The organism is Pseudoalteromonas sp. SR43-5 (genome assembly GCF_014163835.1).
GTDB classification, from domain to species: Bacteria; Pseudomonadota; Gammaproteobacteria; order Enterobacterales; family Alteromonadaceae; genus Pseudoalteromonas; species Pseudoalteromonas distincta.
On the sequence record NZ_JACJEA010000027.1, the window covers coordinates 41,168 to 57,664 of the forward strand.

Annotated in this window: 17 protein-coding genes; 6 read left to right on the top strand and 11 right to left on the bottom strand. The window is 38.3% G+C overall.

Features of this window, described 5'->3' with window-relative positions:
* The first annotated feature begins 63 nt into the window (after positions 1 to 63).
* Positions 64 to 738: a hypothetical protein gene (locus tag H5090_RS15505; RefSeq protein ID WP_182696146.1), complete on the top strand. Its 675-nt coding sequence runs from the start codon at positions 64 to 66 to the stop codon at positions 736 to 738.
* Between the two features lie 517 nt (positions 739 to 1,255).
* Here the strand turns inward: H5090_RS15505 and H5090_RS15510 are convergent.
* The 3 genes from H5090_RS15510 to H5090_RS15520 all read right to left on the bottom strand — a co-directional run bounded on the left by H5090_RS15510 (position 1,256) and on the right by H5090_RS15520 (position 4,623).
* A complete protein-coding gene (locus tag H5090_RS15510) occupies positions 1,256 to 1,489 on the bottom strand; it encodes a hypothetical protein (protein WP_182696147.1) in 234 nt (77 codons plus the stop codon).
* A 217-nt stretch (positions 1,490 to 1,706) separates the two neighbouring features.
* Positions 1,707 to 2,564: an MBL fold metallo-hydrolase gene (locus tag H5090_RS15515; protein ID WP_182696148.1), complete on the bottom strand. Its 858-nt coding sequence runs from the start codon at positions 2,562 to 2,564 to the stop codon at positions 1,707 to 1,709.
* 175 nt (positions 2,565 to 2,739) lie between these two features.
* Positions 2,740 to 4,623, bottom strand: coding sequence for a propionyl-CoA synthetase (locus H5090_RS15520; RefSeq protein WP_182696149.1), 1,884 nt, complete (start codon positions 4,621 to 4,623; stop codon positions 2,740 to 2,742).
* A gap of 186 nt (positions 4,624 to 4,809) precedes the next feature.
* Between H5090_RS15520 and H5090_RS15525 the strand changes: the two genes are divergently transcribed.
* Positions 4,810 to 5,211 carry an NUDIX hydrolase gene (locus H5090_RS15525; protein WP_024589726.1) on the top strand — a complete coding sequence of 134 codons (402 nt, stop codon included), beginning with the start codon at positions 4,810 to 4,812 and terminating at the stop codon, positions 5,209 to 5,211.
* On the opposite strand, the gene H5090_RS15530 is transcribed toward H5090_RS15525, so the two are convergent.
* The 6 genes from H5090_RS15530 to H5090_RS15555 all read right to left on the bottom strand — a co-directional run bounded on the left by H5090_RS15530 (position 5,212) and on the right by H5090_RS15555 (position 10,795).
* Positions 5,212 to 6,309, bottom strand: coding sequence for a polysaccharide lyase family 7 protein (locus H5090_RS15530; protein WP_182696150.1), 1,098 nt, complete (start codon positions 6,307 to 6,309; stop codon positions 5,212 to 5,214).
* 252 nt (positions 6,310 to 6,561) lie between these two features.
* Positions 6,562 to 7,326, bottom strand: a complete 765-nt coding sequence (locus H5090_RS15535; protein ID WP_024596684.1) for an ABC transporter substrate-binding protein — start codon at positions 7,324 to 7,326, stop codon at positions 6,562 to 6,564.
* A 206-nt stretch (positions 7,327 to 7,532) separates the two neighbouring features.
* Entirely contained in the window at positions 7,533 to 9,371 is a 1,839-nt protein-coding gene (locus tag H5090_RS15540) for a DUF4105 domain-containing protein (RefSeq protein ID WP_182696151.1), read from the bottom strand.
* Between the two features lie 79 nt (positions 9,372 to 9,450).
* Positions 9,451 to 9,933, bottom strand: coding sequence for a DUF3015 domain-containing protein (locus H5090_RS15545; RefSeq protein WP_002962856.1), 483 nt, complete (start codon positions 9,931 to 9,933; stop codon positions 9,451 to 9,453).
* A gap of 170 nt (positions 9,934 to 10,103) precedes the next feature.
* Positions 10,104 to 10,493, bottom strand: a complete 390-nt coding sequence (locus H5090_RS15550; protein ID WP_002962855.1) for a hypothetical protein — start codon at positions 10,491 to 10,493, stop codon at positions 10,104 to 10,106.
* A complete protein-coding gene (locus tag H5090_RS15555; protein WP_002962854.1) occupies positions 10,490 to 10,795 on the bottom strand; it encodes a hypothetical protein in 306 nt (101 codons plus the stop codon). Before H5090_RS15555 ends, H5090_RS15550 begins: the two co-directional genes overlap by 4 nt.
* Positions 10,796 to 11,068: 273 nt before the next feature.
* On the opposite strand from H5090_RS15555, the gene H5090_RS15560 reads away from it, so the two are divergent.
* The 3 genes from H5090_RS15560 (at position 11,069) to H5090_RS20925 (ending at position 12,340) form a co-directional block, all read left to right on the top strand.
* The gene (locus H5090_RS15560; protein WP_010554617.1) at positions 11,069 to 11,488 is read left to right on the top strand and encodes a VOC family protein; all 420 of its coding nucleotides are present in this window, start codon (positions 11,069 to 11,071) and stop codon (positions 11,486 to 11,488) included.
* 437 nt (positions 11,489 to 11,925) lie between these two features.
* A complete protein-coding gene (locus H5090_RS20920) occupies positions 11,926 to 12,123 on the top strand; it encodes a hypothetical protein (RefSeq protein WP_240915878.1) in 198 nt (65 codons plus the stop codon).
* Between the two features lie 58 nt (positions 12,124 to 12,181).
* Positions 12,182 to 12,340 carry a hypothetical protein gene (locus H5090_RS20925; protein ID WP_240915877.1) on the top strand — a complete coding sequence of 53 codons (159 nt, stop codon included), beginning with the start codon at positions 12,182 to 12,184 and terminating at the stop codon, positions 12,338 to 12,340.
* Between the two features lie 2 nt (positions 12,341 to 12,342).
* On the opposite strand, the gene H5090_RS15570 is transcribed toward H5090_RS20925, so the two are convergent.
* The gene (locus tag H5090_RS15570; protein WP_182696152.1) at positions 12,343 to 13,947 is read right to left on the bottom strand and encodes a diguanylate cyclase; all 1,605 of its coding nucleotides are present in this window, start codon (positions 13,945 to 13,947) and stop codon (positions 12,343 to 12,345) included.
* 75 nt (positions 13,948 to 14,022) lie between these two features.
* Positions 14,023 to 14,919 carry an AraC family transcriptional regulator gene (locus H5090_RS15575; RefSeq protein ID WP_182696153.1) on the bottom strand — a complete coding sequence of 299 codons (897 nt, stop codon included), beginning with the start codon at positions 14,917 to 14,919 and terminating at the stop codon, positions 14,023 to 14,025.
* A gap of 185 nt (positions 14,920 to 15,104) precedes the next feature.
* Between H5090_RS15575 and H5090_RS15580 the strand changes: the two genes are divergently transcribed.
* Positions 15,105 to 16,250 carry an iron-containing alcohol dehydrogenase gene (locus H5090_RS15580; RefSeq protein ID WP_002962851.1) on the top strand — a complete coding sequence of 382 codons (1,146 nt, stop codon included), beginning with the start codon at positions 15,105 to 15,107 and terminating at the stop codon, positions 16,248 to 16,250.
* Positions 16,251 to 16,497: the final 247 nt, after the last annotated feature.

The window sequence follows — 16,497 nt, forward strand, 5'->3', positions numbered from 1 at the left end:
GTAGCGCGAATGGAAATACACGTGAATTATGTGCTACTAAATTATTAGGGTTAATGGAGTAACATGCAATATATCGACTATTATAATTCAATTAAAGATAAGGTTCTAAAAGAGCTTACTTTTAATGAACTAGCATTTGTTCATCTAAATGCTCGAGACTATAACGACATAAAGCATGGACAAATACAATCTGTTCTTCCTTTAGTTATAGGAGAGATCAGGCACGCTAAATTTTATAGATATTCTCAGAATTTTCTACCCCTTGCTTCAGCATTCACTGTTTTAGATCAGCTTGGTTTTTGTTATTCAAGAAGTGATATCCCTACTTATAGTGACATTAATGCAAGCTCAATAAAAAAGTCTCTATATTATTTTTGTGGTTTTTCTGAGAATGATAGAGATACAAAAACATTATATGCATTAAGAAATTCATTTTTGCATACGGCATCATGTTTATCGAAAGCTGAACGACCTAACCAACCAAATCATAGTTTCGTATTTGATAAAAATTCAGATGATTTGATAAAGTATCCAGACATACCATGGGATGGTGATTTTAATAAACTAAATAACAGCATGTCTACGATTGTCAATCCTGTGATGTTGGTAGACTTAATTGAAGCTTCGGTTGAAAATGCACTTAAATACTTATATGACGGAAGTTTGGTAGTATCTTGTGATAGTGGGAGAGCCGAGTTTTACTATCGTTTCCTTAAGTTCTATTCTGAAAAAATCTAGCATAAACAATCAATATGAACGGTTTTAAAGCACTTAAAGTAAACCTGCTCTTGCTGCTATTAATTAGCTCACGGAAGTCTTATGGAGGATATCGAGTTTAAAGTTTTAAAGTCTTTTCTCGTTGAGTCTAAGAGCCATCGCTGGATTCAGGAAATGTATTAAAAATAGTTGCTCCTGAAAGAGGTGGTGGCTACGAAACAATGAAAATACTCCATGCTTATGTTAAAGGCGAACTTAAAGGAGCTTTAACTGGATATGACATAACTAAAAATAATGTAGTTTGCCCAATAAAAGATTTGATCCCGTTATGCTCTAATTACTACTCAGTCGCGCATAGGAAGAGCCTTCCGTACACAATAGAGGAAATTAAAAGTATGAACGCTAATTAACCATGCTTTCGAGTTTTGCTAGTCAGGTTTTTTCAGTATTTTAGAAAAGTATGGAAGTAGCTGAAAATAAGATCGCAAGCGGATATTAGTAACGTTTAGATTGCTAATTTTACTCAATCAAAGAGTTTTTATCGAGCCTTACAATGCCAATGATCATCGTGTTTAGTGCAGGCTTGTTTTGTGGGCTTGGCTTTTACGATCACAATGTTGGGAGAGTTGTGCTCAGTTACTAAAGCAGGCGTAACTACTTTAACGACTTTTTTATGTGGTTTATGCGCACTGGGACCATGTTGATATACTGTGCAGCCGCTCATAATAAGCGCGGTCGTCATTACTAAAACTACTTTTAAAGATAAGTTCATGTTTATTAGTCCTATGTAGCTTAACACAAAGCCTAGGATAAACTTTTTTTTTGTATAGTGCTGTAAGCAAACGTAAGGATATTGTAAAGGTGACTTATATGGCTTTTGACGTCTATTTAACTAATTAATAAGTACATTGGTACTGCGTTAAATACGCCAATACCAATGCTTACAATATTGAGTTTAGAGCTCAGAGCTTAGTCCACTGAGTTCAAACTTATAAATCGCTGCGCCAACCCATACCAGACTCTTCCATTAAACGCTCGTACACGCCTTCTATGTTAAGTGGTAACCATGCATCAAACTGTTTAAAGTCACTAAATTGGTCTAATTTTACATTTTGTTTAATTTCGTCAAGCGTATTACCGGCTAAAACGCCTGCGGTTACTTGGCTATACAAAAGCTCTAAATAACTTAAGTAACGCGCTACATCTGCTTTACTGCCAATATCGGCATGTCCGCCTACAAAAGTATTAAAGTCATATTTGAGTACCGCTTGAGTTGAGTTAATCATGCCTTGAATATCGTAACTCCACAGTTTTTGCCACGGCATTCTGCCAATAACAATCCAATCAACCACAAACAAGGTTTTTTGCTTTTCGAATAATATACTAACCGAACCACGACCATCGTTTGGACCATGGTAGTTAAGCTTTACTGTTGAATCACCAAGGGTAAGTAGTAGCTCGTTATCAAAAGTAAGGCTGGGCATTACCGTTTTCATTTGTGTGTTTTTAATATCTTGCGCGGCGAGTTTATGCGCCACAAAAGTGGTGTGCGGGCTTTTGAATACTTCGGCGCCGTAAATATGATCGCTGTGATTATGGCTATATACAACATATTTTACCGGTACGTTATAGCGAGTTTTAATTTGCTCCTTTAACCACGTGGCGGCTTTTTTATTAAGTGGGTCGGTAACTATTGCACCCTCAGGAGTGATTAAAAATACTGAGCGGTGTCTGTCGTCTATAAAGCGGTGTAAGCCATCTCCTAAGTCTTCTATTTCATAGGCTTGTGTGGCAAAGCCTATAAACAATAGGGCTGTGGTTAATAGTTTTTGTAGCAAGCGGGGCATACACCATTCCTTTTTAAATTGATTAAATTAATAACGCTATTAAAAGAAGAAAGCATTAAGCAGTAAAAAATTTCAGCTATTGGTTAAATTAAAGCTTAAGCTTAAGTAAAAGGATCAAATATAAGGATGAAATAAAAAGCCATTATAAAAATGGCTTTAGATAGCTTGGTTGGGTTTATCTTTGCGTTAGTTGTTGGTTTATTTCTTCAAAGATACTGGCATCATCTATGGTTGAAGGTATTTGTAGCTCTTCGCCATCAACCAATTGGCGCAAATTTTTACGCAGTATTTTACCCGAGCGAGTTTTAGGTAACCTATCTACGCTAACTATATTTTTAAGGCACGCAATAGCGCCAATCTGATTACGAACACTTAAAACAAGCGCTTGTTCTACGTCGGTACTTGAGCCCATAAAATCATTCTTAAGCACGATCATTCCCATAGGAAGTTGCCCCTTTAGAGGATCGTTCACACCAAAAACAGCGCATTCAGCAACAGCAGGGTGCGCGGCTACTATCTCTTCCATTTCGCCGGTAGAAAGCCTATGGCCTGCTACATTTATAACGTCGTCGGTTCTGCCCATAATAAATAGGTAGCCGTCTTCATCAATATAACCACCATCGCCAGATAAATAATAACCTTCGTATTCATTTAGGTAGCTTGCTTTAAAGCGCGGGGTATCTTGCCAAATAGTTGGTAGGCAACCTGGTGGAAGTGGCAGTTTAATTACCACGGCGCCTTGCTCGTTAGCTGCGCATTCATTGCCATCCATATCTAATATTCGCACGTCAAAACCTGGAGTTGGCAGGGTAGAGCTGCCAGGTTTTGTTGCTAAGTACTCAAGCCCTACAGGGTTACAAGCAATAGCCCAGCCGGTTTCTGTTTGCCACCAATGATCGAGCACTGGCAGTTTGGTTTTTTCTTTAAGCCACTCGTAAGTGGGAGGGTCCAACCGCTCGCCAGCTAAAAACAAACGTTTTAAGCTTGAGGTATCGTATTGATTAAAACCATCGGCATTTGGATCTTCTTTTTTGATTGCTCTAAAGGCGGTGGGGGCACTAAATAATGCATTTACTTTATATTCTTCTACCACGCGCCAAAATGCACTAGCATCGGGCGTTTTAACGGGTTTACCTTCATATAATACGGTCGCGCAGCGATACATTAGCGGTGCGTAAACTATATAAGAGTGCCCAACTACCCAGCCAATGTCAGACGCTGCCCAAAATACGTCGCCGGGCTTCATACCATAAACGGTTGCCATGCTGTATTGCATTGCCACTGCGTGACCGCCATTTTCGCGTACTACGCCTTTGGGTGTGCCTGTCGTGCCTGAGGTATATAAAATATAAAGCGGATCATCTGCATTTACAGGCACCGGATCTGCGCTTGCAGCCGTTTGCATTGCCTGAGTCCAATCTATGTCTCGTTTAGGCTTAAGAGTGGCGGTTACTTGTGGACGTTGATAAATAACGCAGTGTTCTACTTTGTGCGCAGCTAAGTCTATTGCGTTATCAATAAGTGGTTGGTATTCAATAACGCTGTTTACTTCAACACCGCATGAGGCGCTAAGTATAAGTTTGGGCTTGGCATCATCAATGCGTACAGCTAATTCGTGTGCAGCAAACCCACCAAATACCACCGAATGAATAGCCCCAAGACGAGCGCACGCCAACATACCAATAACAGCTTGTGGGATCATTGGCATATAAATAACAACGCGGTCGCCTTTTGTAACACCTAACGATTGTATTACGCCTGCAAATCTAGCAACTTCTTGTTGTAGTTGTGAGTAGCTATAAGTTTGCTTTGTATTAGTGACTGGGGAGTCGTAAATCAGTGCAGTTTGCTCGCCAAATCCGGCAATAACGTGTTGGTCTAGTGCTAAAAAACTGGTGTTTAATTGCCCGTCACTAAACCAATGGTAAAGCCCGTCGTCGTCTTGTGTGTATGCTTTTGTGGGGGGGTTATACCACGGAATATTTTTACTTTGTTCGAGCCAAAATTGGGCTGGGTTTTGTTTAAAACCATTATATTGCTGTTTATATTTGCCTGACATGTAAGGCTCCTAAAACTAAATTTGTGTGTGAGAGACCTTACAAAATGTAGGCTTTTTTTAGCAAGCAAGCTATTCGACCTTGGTCGGCTAAAAGTTAATCAATACACTGGTTTTAAAAATACAAAATTGACAACACAAAGCGTGTGGTTCAGCATGGCGGGCAGTAAAAATAAGAGAAAATACGATATGAGTAACGTAGTAAGAGTAGGGGTTGCGGTTATCATAAAGCATCAAAACACAATTTTACTAGGTGAGCGCATTGGCGCGCATGGTGCTAATACATGGGCAACACCTGGTGGACATTTAGAGTTTGGTGAAAGTGTTGAGCAATGTGCAATACGAGAAGTGTTTGAAGAAACAGGTTTAAAGGTAAGTAAAATTACTAAGCTTGATTTTACCAATGATATTTTTACAGCAGAGAACAAGCACTATATTACGCTGTATGTAAAAGCTGATTTTGAAGGCGGAGAGCCTGAGCTTAAAGAGCCTAATAAATGTTTAAAGTGGCGCTGGTGCGATATTAATAATCTACCAACGCCACTGTTTACATCACTAAAAAATTACTTATCTGAGGCTGTACTAGCCTAGTTATTTTGTTGGCGGTGTCGCTGGGCTTAACTCTAGTTTACTAAAGCTTACTTGAGCGTAATCGCCATTTTGTTTATCTGTAGTCCAATCGCCAGTGCCTAAACAACCTGGGTACCAAATACCTTTAGCGCTCTTAGTGCTACATTGGTTATAAGCGCCGGCTTTAAAGTAATGCCAATCTGCAGCGTAACCATGTGGATGGTCTTTTTCGTCCACTTTGCCATAAGCATCTACGTTATTACCTAAGTTAATAGAGTAGTTAACGTCTTCTTTGCCTTGTGCGCTAAATGTAAGGTGCATAACATTTTTATACACATTGACCGTGTAGCTAAATTCTTCACCTAGTGCAATACCGGCACTGCCAGGCTCGTTAGGGTTTTCCCATGTATTACCCCAAACTGGGTAAGTAATGTCTTTACGGTCAGGATTGGTTTTAGGTAAGTTACGTTCGTAGTTCCAAAAAACTGAGCCTGTTTTATGCCCTGGCCATTTTTTGTAATATATTTTAAGTGGCTCATTGCCCCAGCCATAACCAAGCTTGGTATCAATAAGTGCCTGATCTTTACCTGCGTGAATTTGCCCTACAACAACCGAGTAAGCCGCTTTTTTATCAGGATCAGTTGCACGTAGCGCAACGTGATCTACTTTTAACGTTGCTTCCATTTTTCCACCAACAGAGCCAAATCGGTCAGATAGCGGGTGAACAGCTAAAGCAAAGTTGTTTTTAGAGTGTTTAGTTTTAATTTTAGTATTTGATCCACGGATCATTTGTCTAAGTTCACTACGGGTATTAGTAGAGTTAGCACTTGTAAGCGCTTTATTAGGCGAGGTAAATACCATGTAGCCTTTATCATCAAGATAGAAAAAATCAGGGTGTGCGTAAGTCTGAATTTCTTCTACATCTATTTCATCAATTTTACCGTCGTTGTTTAAATCAACTGGTACATTTATTTTCCAGTGTGATAAATCAAACTTTGTTGCAGGTACCGGCGCATCGCTTTGCTGATTAGTGCTTTGGGTACTTGAACAAGCCGTAAAAAGTAGAGGTGTGATAACGGCTAAAGCCGTAAGTTTAAATGTGGATGTATTTTTTATCATTATTGTCTCTGTGTGATGAAGTAAAAATTGCGCGGTACAGGCGTCGCTTAACTTCAATCTAACATACCAATTTAAAAATTAAAACTTACCAATTTGTAGTTTTTTATAATTAATTGTTATTTTAATGACGGTGTTTTGGTTAACCAATAGGGTTGGTTAACGTTATTATGTTATTTAAAATTGTTAAACAGAGGTGTTTTTCATCATATTTGGTAGCGCTTGATGTTTGCTAATATACTTATTTAAATAGGTTTAATTTATAGAAGGAGGAAGAGGGAGTTGCCACTTTTTTAAAATGGCTTGGTATTCGCCACTTACTTTTATAGTTTTTAATGCCTGCGAGATTAAGTTTGCTGTTTTATCGTCAAGCTGATTATTAGCAGCAAAATAGAGTATTGAAGGAAAATCAGCTAAATGAAGTCGTTTAGTTATTAAGTCTGGGTCGAGCCCTGACATTTTTAGTTCATTATCTAAGGTGAGTGTATTCATAAGGACAAAGTCAGTTCTACCCTTATAAAGCATTTGCCATGCCTGCTGATAATAACTAGCTAGTATTAAATTTTTATCTTCTTCAAACCCCATCTTTATTAAATATTTGGCACTCAAATATCCACGAATAGTGCCTACTTTATAAAATTTTGCATGATTTAAATGAGTTACTTCGTCTTTATGGCTTTTTAAACTAACTAGGTAGGCATCAGTAAAGTATACCGCTCCTAACCATTTAAACTGACTTTGCCTAGCGGGAGTTTTTAATAAAGAGAGCATAATTGTGTTTGGATTAGCTGCTAGCTGATGAAAGGCTCGTGCCATTGGCATTATTTCAAATTTAGCTTGTAGCTTTGCTTCTCTTAAAACAGCCTTAGCAATATCAACGGAAGCTCCGTCAGCTTCACCGCTTTTGTTTTTAAAATGGTAAGGGTGTAAATCTTCGGCAATAAAAGTAAGAGAGCTTACTGCCCTTACATTACTGCAAAAAATAAAAACGAAAATGAAAACTACAACACGCAGATACATAAGAGAATCTTTCTAACTACAATACTTTGAGTTTAAAGGGTCTTGTCTGAAATATATACTCAAATGTATAAAATAAGTAAATGAATAGGTATGTAGAGAGTCTATTGCATAATTAAAGAAGTGAAAATTGAACGTGTATTGAGTAAAGTTTTATATACCCACAAGCGCTGTAAAAATAATTGAGCCCTTGTGGGTATATGCAATGATTAAAAGTAGTATTGAATTGCAAATTTAGCCGATGTACTACTTGTATACCAATGTTGGTTTTTAAGTTCAGTACGTATAGATAAATTACGTGATAAGGAGTAATTCCACTTTATTGCAAAGTCACTGTGTTTATCTGCTTGGCCATCTATTAACCATGTTATGTTTGCTGTAAGAGCGAGTTTATGACTGTTATTTATTTGCCATATTGCACCAGCTTCACTACCAATGCCTGTTGTTAGGTTGTCTGTTATGTCACCATTATTAAATTCAACTTGGCCAAGTAAATAGCCGTGTAACGTGTTTGGGTTACCGATTGATTTTCCGTATCCACCTTTAGCAAACCAACGACCTTGTTGAATATTATTATTAGGCTGACGATCAAAGCCCATTTTAAAGTTCCAAGACCAGCTATCAAACACGCGGTTATCGGGTGCAAGTGACATAGCATCTAATAAATAAAAATGCTCAAGTCGCGTGTTACCCTTATCGCTTATGGCTCCTTCAATATCAAAAAAGCTAATTTGAGCACCAGGAATAAATCCAGCTGAGCTATCTAATAAATCATGGTATGCAAGGCGATACGCAAAGCTTGTTAAGTCACTTTGATGGGCATACTCAGTTCTTCCAAGCGTTACTTTAGAAGAGCCATGACCTTGCTCTGGAGAAGCAATAGGACGACTTGGCTTAGTAAATGGCGAAGCTACTTTATATTTGCTGCGAATTAGTAGTAGCTTAGTTAGTCGCGGTGCAATTTCTTCACGCTTTAATGCTTTATCGTAAAATTCAAAATTTAACCATTCATACGCCATTTCTAATATTGCGACTAATTGCGACTGTGAGTAATTACGAGTATTGAGGGAGCCACCTTGCATTAACTCTCTTGCATCATCAAGTTGCTCGTTAGTCATTTGAGTAGAGTAATGGTAAAGCTTAGTGCCAAAAGCAGGGCGGTAATTAGGTGTTTGTAGTAAGTTGTTGTTTCTTAGTATTGCAACGGTATCTGATGGAATAGCTTGCATATTAAATGACGATGTTAAATCAAGGTCCTCTTGTGCGAGTTGTAATAATGCAAGTAATTGGTAGGAGCAGTTTTCATCAATAAAAAAGTAATCAAATGTAGCTGATTGTAGCTCCCATAAGTGCAATAAAATAAGCTCTACTTGTGGCTCAGATAAATTAAGTTTGTATTCCCAAATATCACGAGATTCTAAATCATTATATTCGCGTACTTTTTTATAGTACGGCATAAGCGAAAATTTACCAGGATAGCTGCCAATCAGGCCTTTTAGTGCGTACATAGCTGCATTGTCTGAGCCGTCTGGTTCTGCTGCAAAATTAACCGCAAATGCGAGCAACTCTTTATGGCGGGTCTGATCTTTTGCATCAATACGAAGTAAGGTGTGACCAAACATTGATGATGGGCTATTCATAAATGCAGTAGGAAAAACTAACGTAACCCCTTTTGGGTTTATTATTTTTTGCCACGTTTGAAGCTCTGGGCAATTAAGCGCGGGCCAGTTATTTTTAATTTTTGTTTTTAGCCATTTATAGCGTGCTGGAAACCGACAGCGAGATTGTGTTGTTTTTGGGTCAGTATTTTTACCACTAAATGCGGCTATAGTGGCTTCAAGTTCGTCCAGTGGACTTGTTTTACCTATAGGAGATAAAAAAAACTCAGCACTATCTACTTCACTTTTCCAACCACCTAATGTGGCCCCACGGTAATGACCTAATTTGAGCCAGTAAGGGTCGGTTGCTAAGGTGTCATTTTTAAAACTTTGAGCGTTTACGTAAGTACTAAACAGCGCAATTGATAAAACAAAGAATATTTTTTTCATAATCACTAAACAATAAAAGCCGCTAGAGAAATACTCCAGCGGCTTTATTTATACGTATAAAACCGGCTAATTTAGCTGATTAAGAAAGAGTATAAGAAGCAAGTTGTGCGTTACTTGCAAGAACAGTGTTTAGGTTTTCTAAAACTGTTTGCGAAGTTACGTTTTCAGAAGTAAATACTGAAGAAAACTGTGCTTGAGCAAGCGCGTTGAATGCTGCTTTATCTTGATCTGCAACACCCCAAGCTTCAGCTAGAGTAGCTAAAGTTTCGCCTTCACCTTTTGACATATCACGAGCAAGTTGCTCCATGTTACCGTCGATGAATAAAGCAATTTTTTCTGAAGACGTTACTGTACCAGTACCATCACAACCTAAAGTACCAAAAGTGATACCAAAAGTTTGGTTACCAGAAGTACCGTTTGTTGTAGCGCCTAAAATTTTAACGCCTTTACCTTGCTGACCTGCAAATAACATAGAACCAAGACCACAACCAATATCTTGGTCAGCCATTGCATTTGAGAAAGGTAGTAAAGATAGTGCAGCTACTGCGATTAGTTTTTTCATTTTCATAAATCCATATATGATTGTCTTTATTTAGGGTAAATAAAGTTCGCGAAAGATTCTAACAGACTTGCAGAGAAAAAGAACAGCTTAAAACATGAATATTTTACACTCTAATTTCTCTACTATATTAAAGCGAATGCAGGGAGAAACTAGACCAGTTCAATAATTTTTTATTGAACTGGTGGTGGTTTTTTACTTCTTGGGGCACCTAACAAAATACAGGTATGGCAAATACATACAGATAAAAATGCACTAATACCTAGTGCACCACCGTAGCCGTCAAGTTTTGGTACAAGAAATTCAAATAATATTGAAAATAAAACAGATGAGCTTGCTACGGTATAAATACCAAAACGATGCGGGGCGCTCATGCCTATAAATGTACCGCCAAAAAATATAATTGCGTATAAATCGGGGTTTAAATTCAATGCGCTAAAAATTAAGTAAGCAATAATAGAAAGTGAAGAGGATGCTCTTATACCATCAAAGCGACTATGTTTAGCTAAGTAAAACGTTAAAAAAGCACCAAGCAGTACAAGTAATGGGTATTCAATACTCATAGTACGATTCCTTTAGCTAATACAAAAAGTGCCACGCTTGCAAAAGCGACACTACCAAGTTTGCCACCAAAGCCTGTAAACATATTCATAGTAAGCACATACAAACTTGAGCCAATAAGCGAAATAATAGCAATTTCCCAGTAACTGGTAATTAAATGGGTTGAACACATACCGGCAAAACTACCAGCATAAATTGCAGCATAAGGATGGTTTTTATAACGCGCAGGAAAAGGAATAAAAGAGCCAATAAGCCCCGTTAGCGCGGCAGAAATTACTAAAGGCAGTGCAAAAGTAGTGTGCATAGCAAAGCAAGCTACAAAGCCTAAAAAGAAAGTAATGAATTTTAAAAGTAAGAATTTAATCATAGCGGCGCATTTTAAACTAATCCTTTTGCGCTTTCTAATACTCTCTAACAAATAAATGTTATAAGTAATTACACATTTAAAAAGCGTGTTTTTTAAACGACTCTTAGGTATTAAATATGCTTAATAGCGTTGCTGTTAATGTTCTATAAATCACAAATTATGTATAATGGCGATAATTTAATGTATTAAAGTGTTAACCAAGGGTTATTTATGTCTAACTGTTTGCATCTGGCTATTCCGGCTGGCGATTTAAAAGTGGCTAAAGCGTTTTATTGTGACGTACTAGGCTGTAAAACGGGTAATAGTGAAGAAGGTCGCTGGGTAGATATAGATTTTTGGGGCAATGAACTTACCTTACACCAAAGCGTTGAGCGCCTACCAACAGTTCGCCATGATGTTGATATGGGAGCCGTAGCAGTACCTCACTTTGGTATTCACTTATCTGAAGATGAATTTAACGGGTTAAAAACACGTATTGAAGATGCGGGTATTGAATACCTAGATAAACCATACCGCCGTTTTATTGGTGATGAGTTTGAGCAAGAAACGTTTTTTATTGAAGATCCAAATGGCAATGTGCTTGAAATGAAAACCATGGTAAACCCAGAGGTTTTATTTAAAAAAGTATAAATGCTGTTGCTTAAGTTAAGCTAAAAAACCACTTCAATAAGTGGTTTTTTTATAACTATTAATCAGTGTTTTGATAAATTAGTTAATATTTACAGGTAAAAAAATTACGCTACATACATGATTTTTATTCACTCTACAATATAAGTATAGACACCTAGACTTAATTTCAGCTCTCATATTTTATTGTTATTTATGCTGCTTAAACTCATAATTGCACCTTTGCTTATTTTACTAATAACATTCGCCCAAAAACGCTTTGGTAGTTTTGTTAGCGGCATAATTCCTGGTTTGCCTATTACCTCTGGCCTATTTCTTATTTTATAGCATTAGAACAAGGTAAATTATTTGCAGCTAACTCAGCGGTGGCCTCTCTTTATGGTATGAGCGGTATAGGCTTATTTTGTTTTAGTTACTTGGTTGTTTCACAAAGATTTGGAATGCTTAAATCGCTTTTTACAGCGTTGAGTATTTGGTGTGTATTTAGCGTTATTACTTTATTTTTACCAGTGAATATTATTGTGGCGAGGGTGATTTCGCTTTGTATTTTACTCGGTTTAGCTATTATCTCTACAAGGCTAAATATATCAGTTGATGCAAAACCATTAAATGCCCGCTGGGAGCTTTTGGTAAAATGATATTAGTGACGGGCTTTATCGTACTTGTTACGTTTATATCACAGCATATAGGGTCTGCGTGGAGCGGTTAATCTCTACCTTTCCGGTTATTTTAGCGGTAATGGGTAGTGTTGCCCACTTTATTGGCAAACAAGCCTCAACGTTATTTACTATTATTTTTAGCCACTATATAAACCGTAAGCAGTTTGCTAAGCCAGCTACGGTTTTAAATACTTAAAGCTAGCTATCAACTAAAGTGAGCGGCTTTACTTTACGCTGTAGTTTTTCATGATACATAGCGGTGTCGCCGGCTTTTAAAATTTCGTCAATATTTTTAGGAGGCTCACTAAATACGCTGCTACCAATGCTTGCCTTTATAGCAATAGGCTGGTCGTTATGCGTGATGGCGAGTTTATCTAACTCTATTTTTAGATGGTGTGTTTTTGGGCTTACTTGCGCTTTGCTGTAAAAGTGGGCAAGTACTACAAATTCATCGCCGCCTAAGCGGCCGACTGCATCGCTGGTGCGTACAATACTTTTTAAACTGGCGGCTACTTTACATAAAGCTTCATCGCCTACGGCATGCCCATAATTGTCGTTTATCTGTTTAAAGTCATCTAAATCTATATACATTAAACATAAAACTCCGCCTTTTTTTGCATGCAGCTCAATCAGCTCTGATGATTTTTTACCCCAGCCACGGCGGTTTAAAATGCCACAAAGGTGATCGTAATCGGCTTCGGTTTCGGCGCGTTTTTGTGCGATTCGCATACGGCTAATACGCCTAGAAACAGCTACTGCTAGTAAAAATGACTCCACAGCGAAAGCCAAAATAAATCCGTAACGTTGCATAAATGGGCTTTGATTAATAAGTAATACTCTAAATACCATGCTTACGAGCACCAAGCTCAATGCTACAAAAACAAGCGTTGCTTCGCGTATTCCTTTGCGAGCCTGTTGTGCCGCTAAAACAAAAATAACAGTCACAATAATTAATGAGCCGTAAGCCATGATGTTGCCAGCTATTTGCCAAATCAAAGTGTTACTGAACAATATTTTTATTAAAGAAAAGCACATAACAATACCGGCCATAATTTTTAAAATCTTACTTGTTTTTGGCCATCTATTGTTTAGTTCAAGTAATGCGCACATAAACCATGTAGCACTGAGTACTGTTAAACCTATGCTGAGTAAGTATAAATCAAATAGGAGTGATGAAACGTGGTCAGTTATAAATAAATAGAGTTGGCCTTCTTGAAGCAAAATAAAGCTGCCAATACAAAAAATATAAGCGCTGTATAGCTTAAATATCTTGTCGTGAAGCCTGTAGCCCATTATAAATACGTAAAAAATGAGTGTGATACACAGCCCATAAAAAGCACCCATAATGAGATTATGTTGCTGTGTTTCTTTAAAAAAAACTTGTGTATTTTGCCACTTAAAGCGTGGTGTATAGTTAAGTTTTGACTCAACTGTAATAATGGCTGTAAAGTTTCCTGAGTCCATTAAAAATGCCACTTGTGCCGATTTTAATGGCTGCTTTATTACACCGTTTTGCTGCCATGTAAAATCATCAAGACCTGGGCGCAAAAACGAAAGTACGCCGCCACGCTTTAACAAGCAGTTAAGCTGAAATTGGTTTGTACCGCGTTTTGCCTGAAGTTCAGAAGTTGTATTAGGTTGTAAAGATGATGGAGGGGACTGACTATTTAAGGGGGTAATATCGCAAAAATCGCCTGCATTGCTATTAAATGCTATTAAGTAAATAAAAAAAAGAAATACGTATTTAGCACCTCCGTGTAAAATATTAGGAACTGTATTTTTATGATATTTTTTGTCAGCCATAAGCACTTCCAAGCTCAACTACATTTTTTTATACTAGCAGAGCCCACCTATTTAGCTATTAGTTAATTAGTTAAATTAACTGTGTAATTGAGTTAATACTTCGCTAGGTGTTTTATTAAAGTGGCGTTTAAATTCGCGGCTAAATTGCGATGGGCTGGTATAGCCAACCTTTAATGCAGCTTCGTTGGCTTTACTTCCACTAGTGGTTATAAGCTCTTTAGCCTTAGCTAAGCGTACTTTTTTTAAATACTGTAGAGGGGATTCAAACGTAACTTGCCTAAAAGCACGATGAAACGACGATACGCTCATGTTTACATCTTCAGCTAACCCTTCAACCGTAATTTGATTGGCATAACTACTATGCATAGTTGAGAGCGTGCGGGCGATACGTGCATAATGCCCATCATGCATAGCAAGCCCTATTAAAGTATGTCCTTGTGGACCACAAAGTACGCGATATACCAATTCTTTTACTATATCCTCGCCAAAAATGTCAGCCTCAATGGGGTTATTTAAAACAGCTAATAACCGGTGAGTAACGAGCTCCATTGCTGTATCTAAAGTTGCCGACTGTACTGCGCCAATTTGTGCAGAAGACGATGATGCTGAAAGAGGCTTATGCTGCATTATTTGATTAACGAGTTTGTGTAGCATTGCAGGGTTTATATCTATGGCAATGCCCATAACGGGTAAGTCGTTATCAGTAAATGCTTCACACTCTAATGGCACCGGTACGCCAAGGACTAAGTAGTCGCCTGCGCCGTATTTTATTTGATGTTCAGGAAAGTGAATTATTTTATGACCTTGCCCAACAATAATAATACCTGAGTTATATATAAGCGGCTGGCGCGGCGAGCTTTTAGTTGCTCGATGAAAATACACGCCTGGAATGATAGTTTCCATGGTGCCTTCAAAGCTGAGTAATTGATTATGCTCGGCGTATTGTTGCAACATATTGGCTATGGTGGGCATAAAAGGCATCTTTAATTGAGTGTATTTTACGTAAAATAACAATGTTGATAGTTTTAGGCAAGCTTTTGCGAGTTATTGGGCTTTTTTTATGTTTGTTTTGCTACTAATATGCACTCATTGGAATTTAGCTTAGCTAGTGTCTAAGCATTCTATTTAGTATTTAACCGTCACCTAGGAGCAAAATAATGAAATTTAGCTACGTAAATCCAACTCTTATCCAATTCGGTCAGCAACAAATTGCGGCACTATCTGATTTGATCGCAAAAGATCAAAAAGTACTTGTAGTGTACGGCGGCGGTTCAATTAAAAAGAACGGCGTGTACGACCAAGTTGCAGCAGCACTTGAAGGCTTTGACTGGGTTGAGTTTTCGGGCGTTGGCGCTAACCCAACAATTGAAGTGCTAGACCAAGCAGTAAAAATTTGTAAAGAACAAGATATTGACTTCGTATTAGGCGTAGGCGGCGGTTCAGTGATCGACGGCGTTAAATACATTGCCGCATCAGCCGTTTATGATGGCGAAGGTTGGGATATTCCTACTGGTAAGCATACTATTACTAGTGCATTACCAATCGGTGCAATATTAACATTGCCTGCAACGGGTTCTGAATCTAACCAAAACTCAGTTGTGAGCAAAGAAGCAACGAAGCAAAAACTACCGTTTGCATCACCAGAAGTACTTCCTAAATTTGCGATTATGGACCCTGATGTAATGAAAACATTACCGCAGCGCCAACTTGTGAATGGCTTAGTAGATGCATGGGTTCACACCTGTGAGCAGTACCTAACATTCCCTGAAACAGCATTAGTTCAAGAAGGTTACGCTGAAGCACTTTTAAGAACGCTTAAAACTTTAGGTGATAACTTTGAAAACCAAGATGACGCATGGCGTGCAAACCTTATGTGGGCTGCTAACCAAGCACTCAATGGTTTAATTGGTTCTGGTGTATCGCAAGATTGGGCAACACACATGATTGGTCACGAGCTTACAGCGGCTTACGGTGTTGATCATGCACGTTCACTTGCTATTGTTCAGCCTTCTTTATTACGTAACCAATTTGCAGTTAAAAAAGCAAAGCTTGAGCAAATGGGTAAAAACGTATTTGGTCTTGAGCAATCTGAAGACTTAGCAGAGAAAACAATTGCAGCAATTGAAGCGTTTTACCACAGCCTCGACGTAGCGACCCAGCTTACTGAACATGGCGATGATAAAGCCGCTGCTATTGACAATATTATTGGCAAACTTGAAGCTCACGGCATGGTTGCTCTTGGTGAAAACCAAGCTATTACGCTTAAAGAAAGCCGCGAAATTTTAGAGCAAGCGGTTGCTTAATTTTCAAAGCTAAGCGCTTACTTAAATATACTAGGGCGTGTTGATCTTTGGTGGGTGAATTTGCAGCAGTATGTTTGGTTTTTAGGCAAGGCGGAGCCTATGTAGTGTGGTTATTCCCCATGAATAGGCGATAACGCAGCATAAATACCAAACATGCGCTGCCCTTTGGGTTCTTTCTAGGGACGATTAACTCTTTGTTGCTCGGTTTTTACTTAGCCCACTAGGTTACAAACCTCGCGCCGCGATT

Coding starts and splice junctions, on each gene's coding strand:
- H5090_RS15505 (WP_182696146.1), top strand. CDS start 64: ATGCAATATATCGACTATTATAATTCAATTAAAGATAAGGTTCTAAAA.
- H5090_RS15510 (WP_182696147.1), bottom strand. CDS start 1,489: ATGAACTTATCTTTAAAAGTAGTTTTAGTAATGACGACCGCGCTTATT.
- H5090_RS15515 (WP_182696148.1), bottom strand. CDS start 2,564: ATGCCCCGCTTGCTACAAAAACTATTAACCACAGCCCTATTGTTTATA.
- H5090_RS15520 (WP_182696149.1), bottom strand. CDS start 4,623: ATGTCAGGCAAATATAAACAGCAATATAATGGTTTTAAACAAAACCCA.
- H5090_RS15525 (WP_024589726.1), top strand. CDS start 4,810: ATGAGTAACGTAGTAAGAGTAGGGGTTGCGGTTATCATAAAGCATCAA.
- H5090_RS15530 (WP_182696150.1), bottom strand. CDS start 6,309: ATGATAAAAAATACATCCACATTTAAACTTACGGCTTTAGCCGTTATC.
- H5090_RS15535 (WP_024596684.1), bottom strand. CDS start 7,326: ATGTATCTGCGTGTTGTAGTTTTCATTTTCGTTTTTATTTTTTGCAGT.
- H5090_RS15540 (WP_182696151.1), bottom strand. CDS start 9,371: ATGAAAAAAATATTCTTTGTTTTATCAATTGCGCTGTTTAGTACTTAC.
- H5090_RS15545 (WP_002962856.1), bottom strand. CDS start 9,933: ATGAAAAAACTAATCGCAGTAGCTGCACTATCTTTACTACCTTTCTCA.
- H5090_RS15550 (WP_002962855.1), bottom strand. CDS start 10,493: ATGAGTATTGAATACCCATTACTTGTACTGCTTGGTGCTTTTTTAACG.
- H5090_RS15555 (WP_002962854.1), bottom strand. CDS start 10,795: ATGCACACTACTTTTGCACTGCCTTTAGTAATTTCTGCCGCGCTAACG.
- H5090_RS15560 (WP_010554617.1), top strand. CDS start 11,069: ATGTCTAACTGTTTGCATCTGGCTATTCCGGCTGGCGATTTAAAAGTG.
- H5090_RS20920 (WP_240915878.1), top strand. CDS start 11,926: ATGCTTAAATCGCTTTTTACAGCGTTGAGTATTTGGTGTGTATTTAGC.
- H5090_RS15570 (WP_182696152.1), bottom strand. CDS start 13,947: ATGGCTGACAAAAAATATCATAAAAATACAGTTCCTAATATTTTACAC.
- H5090_RS15575 (WP_182696153.1), bottom strand. CDS start 14,919: ATGCCCACCATAGCCAATATGTTGCAACAATACGCCGAGCATAATCAA.
- H5090_RS15580 (WP_002962851.1), top strand. CDS start 15,105: ATGAAATTTAGCTACGTAAATCCAACTCTTATCCAATTCGGTCAGCAA.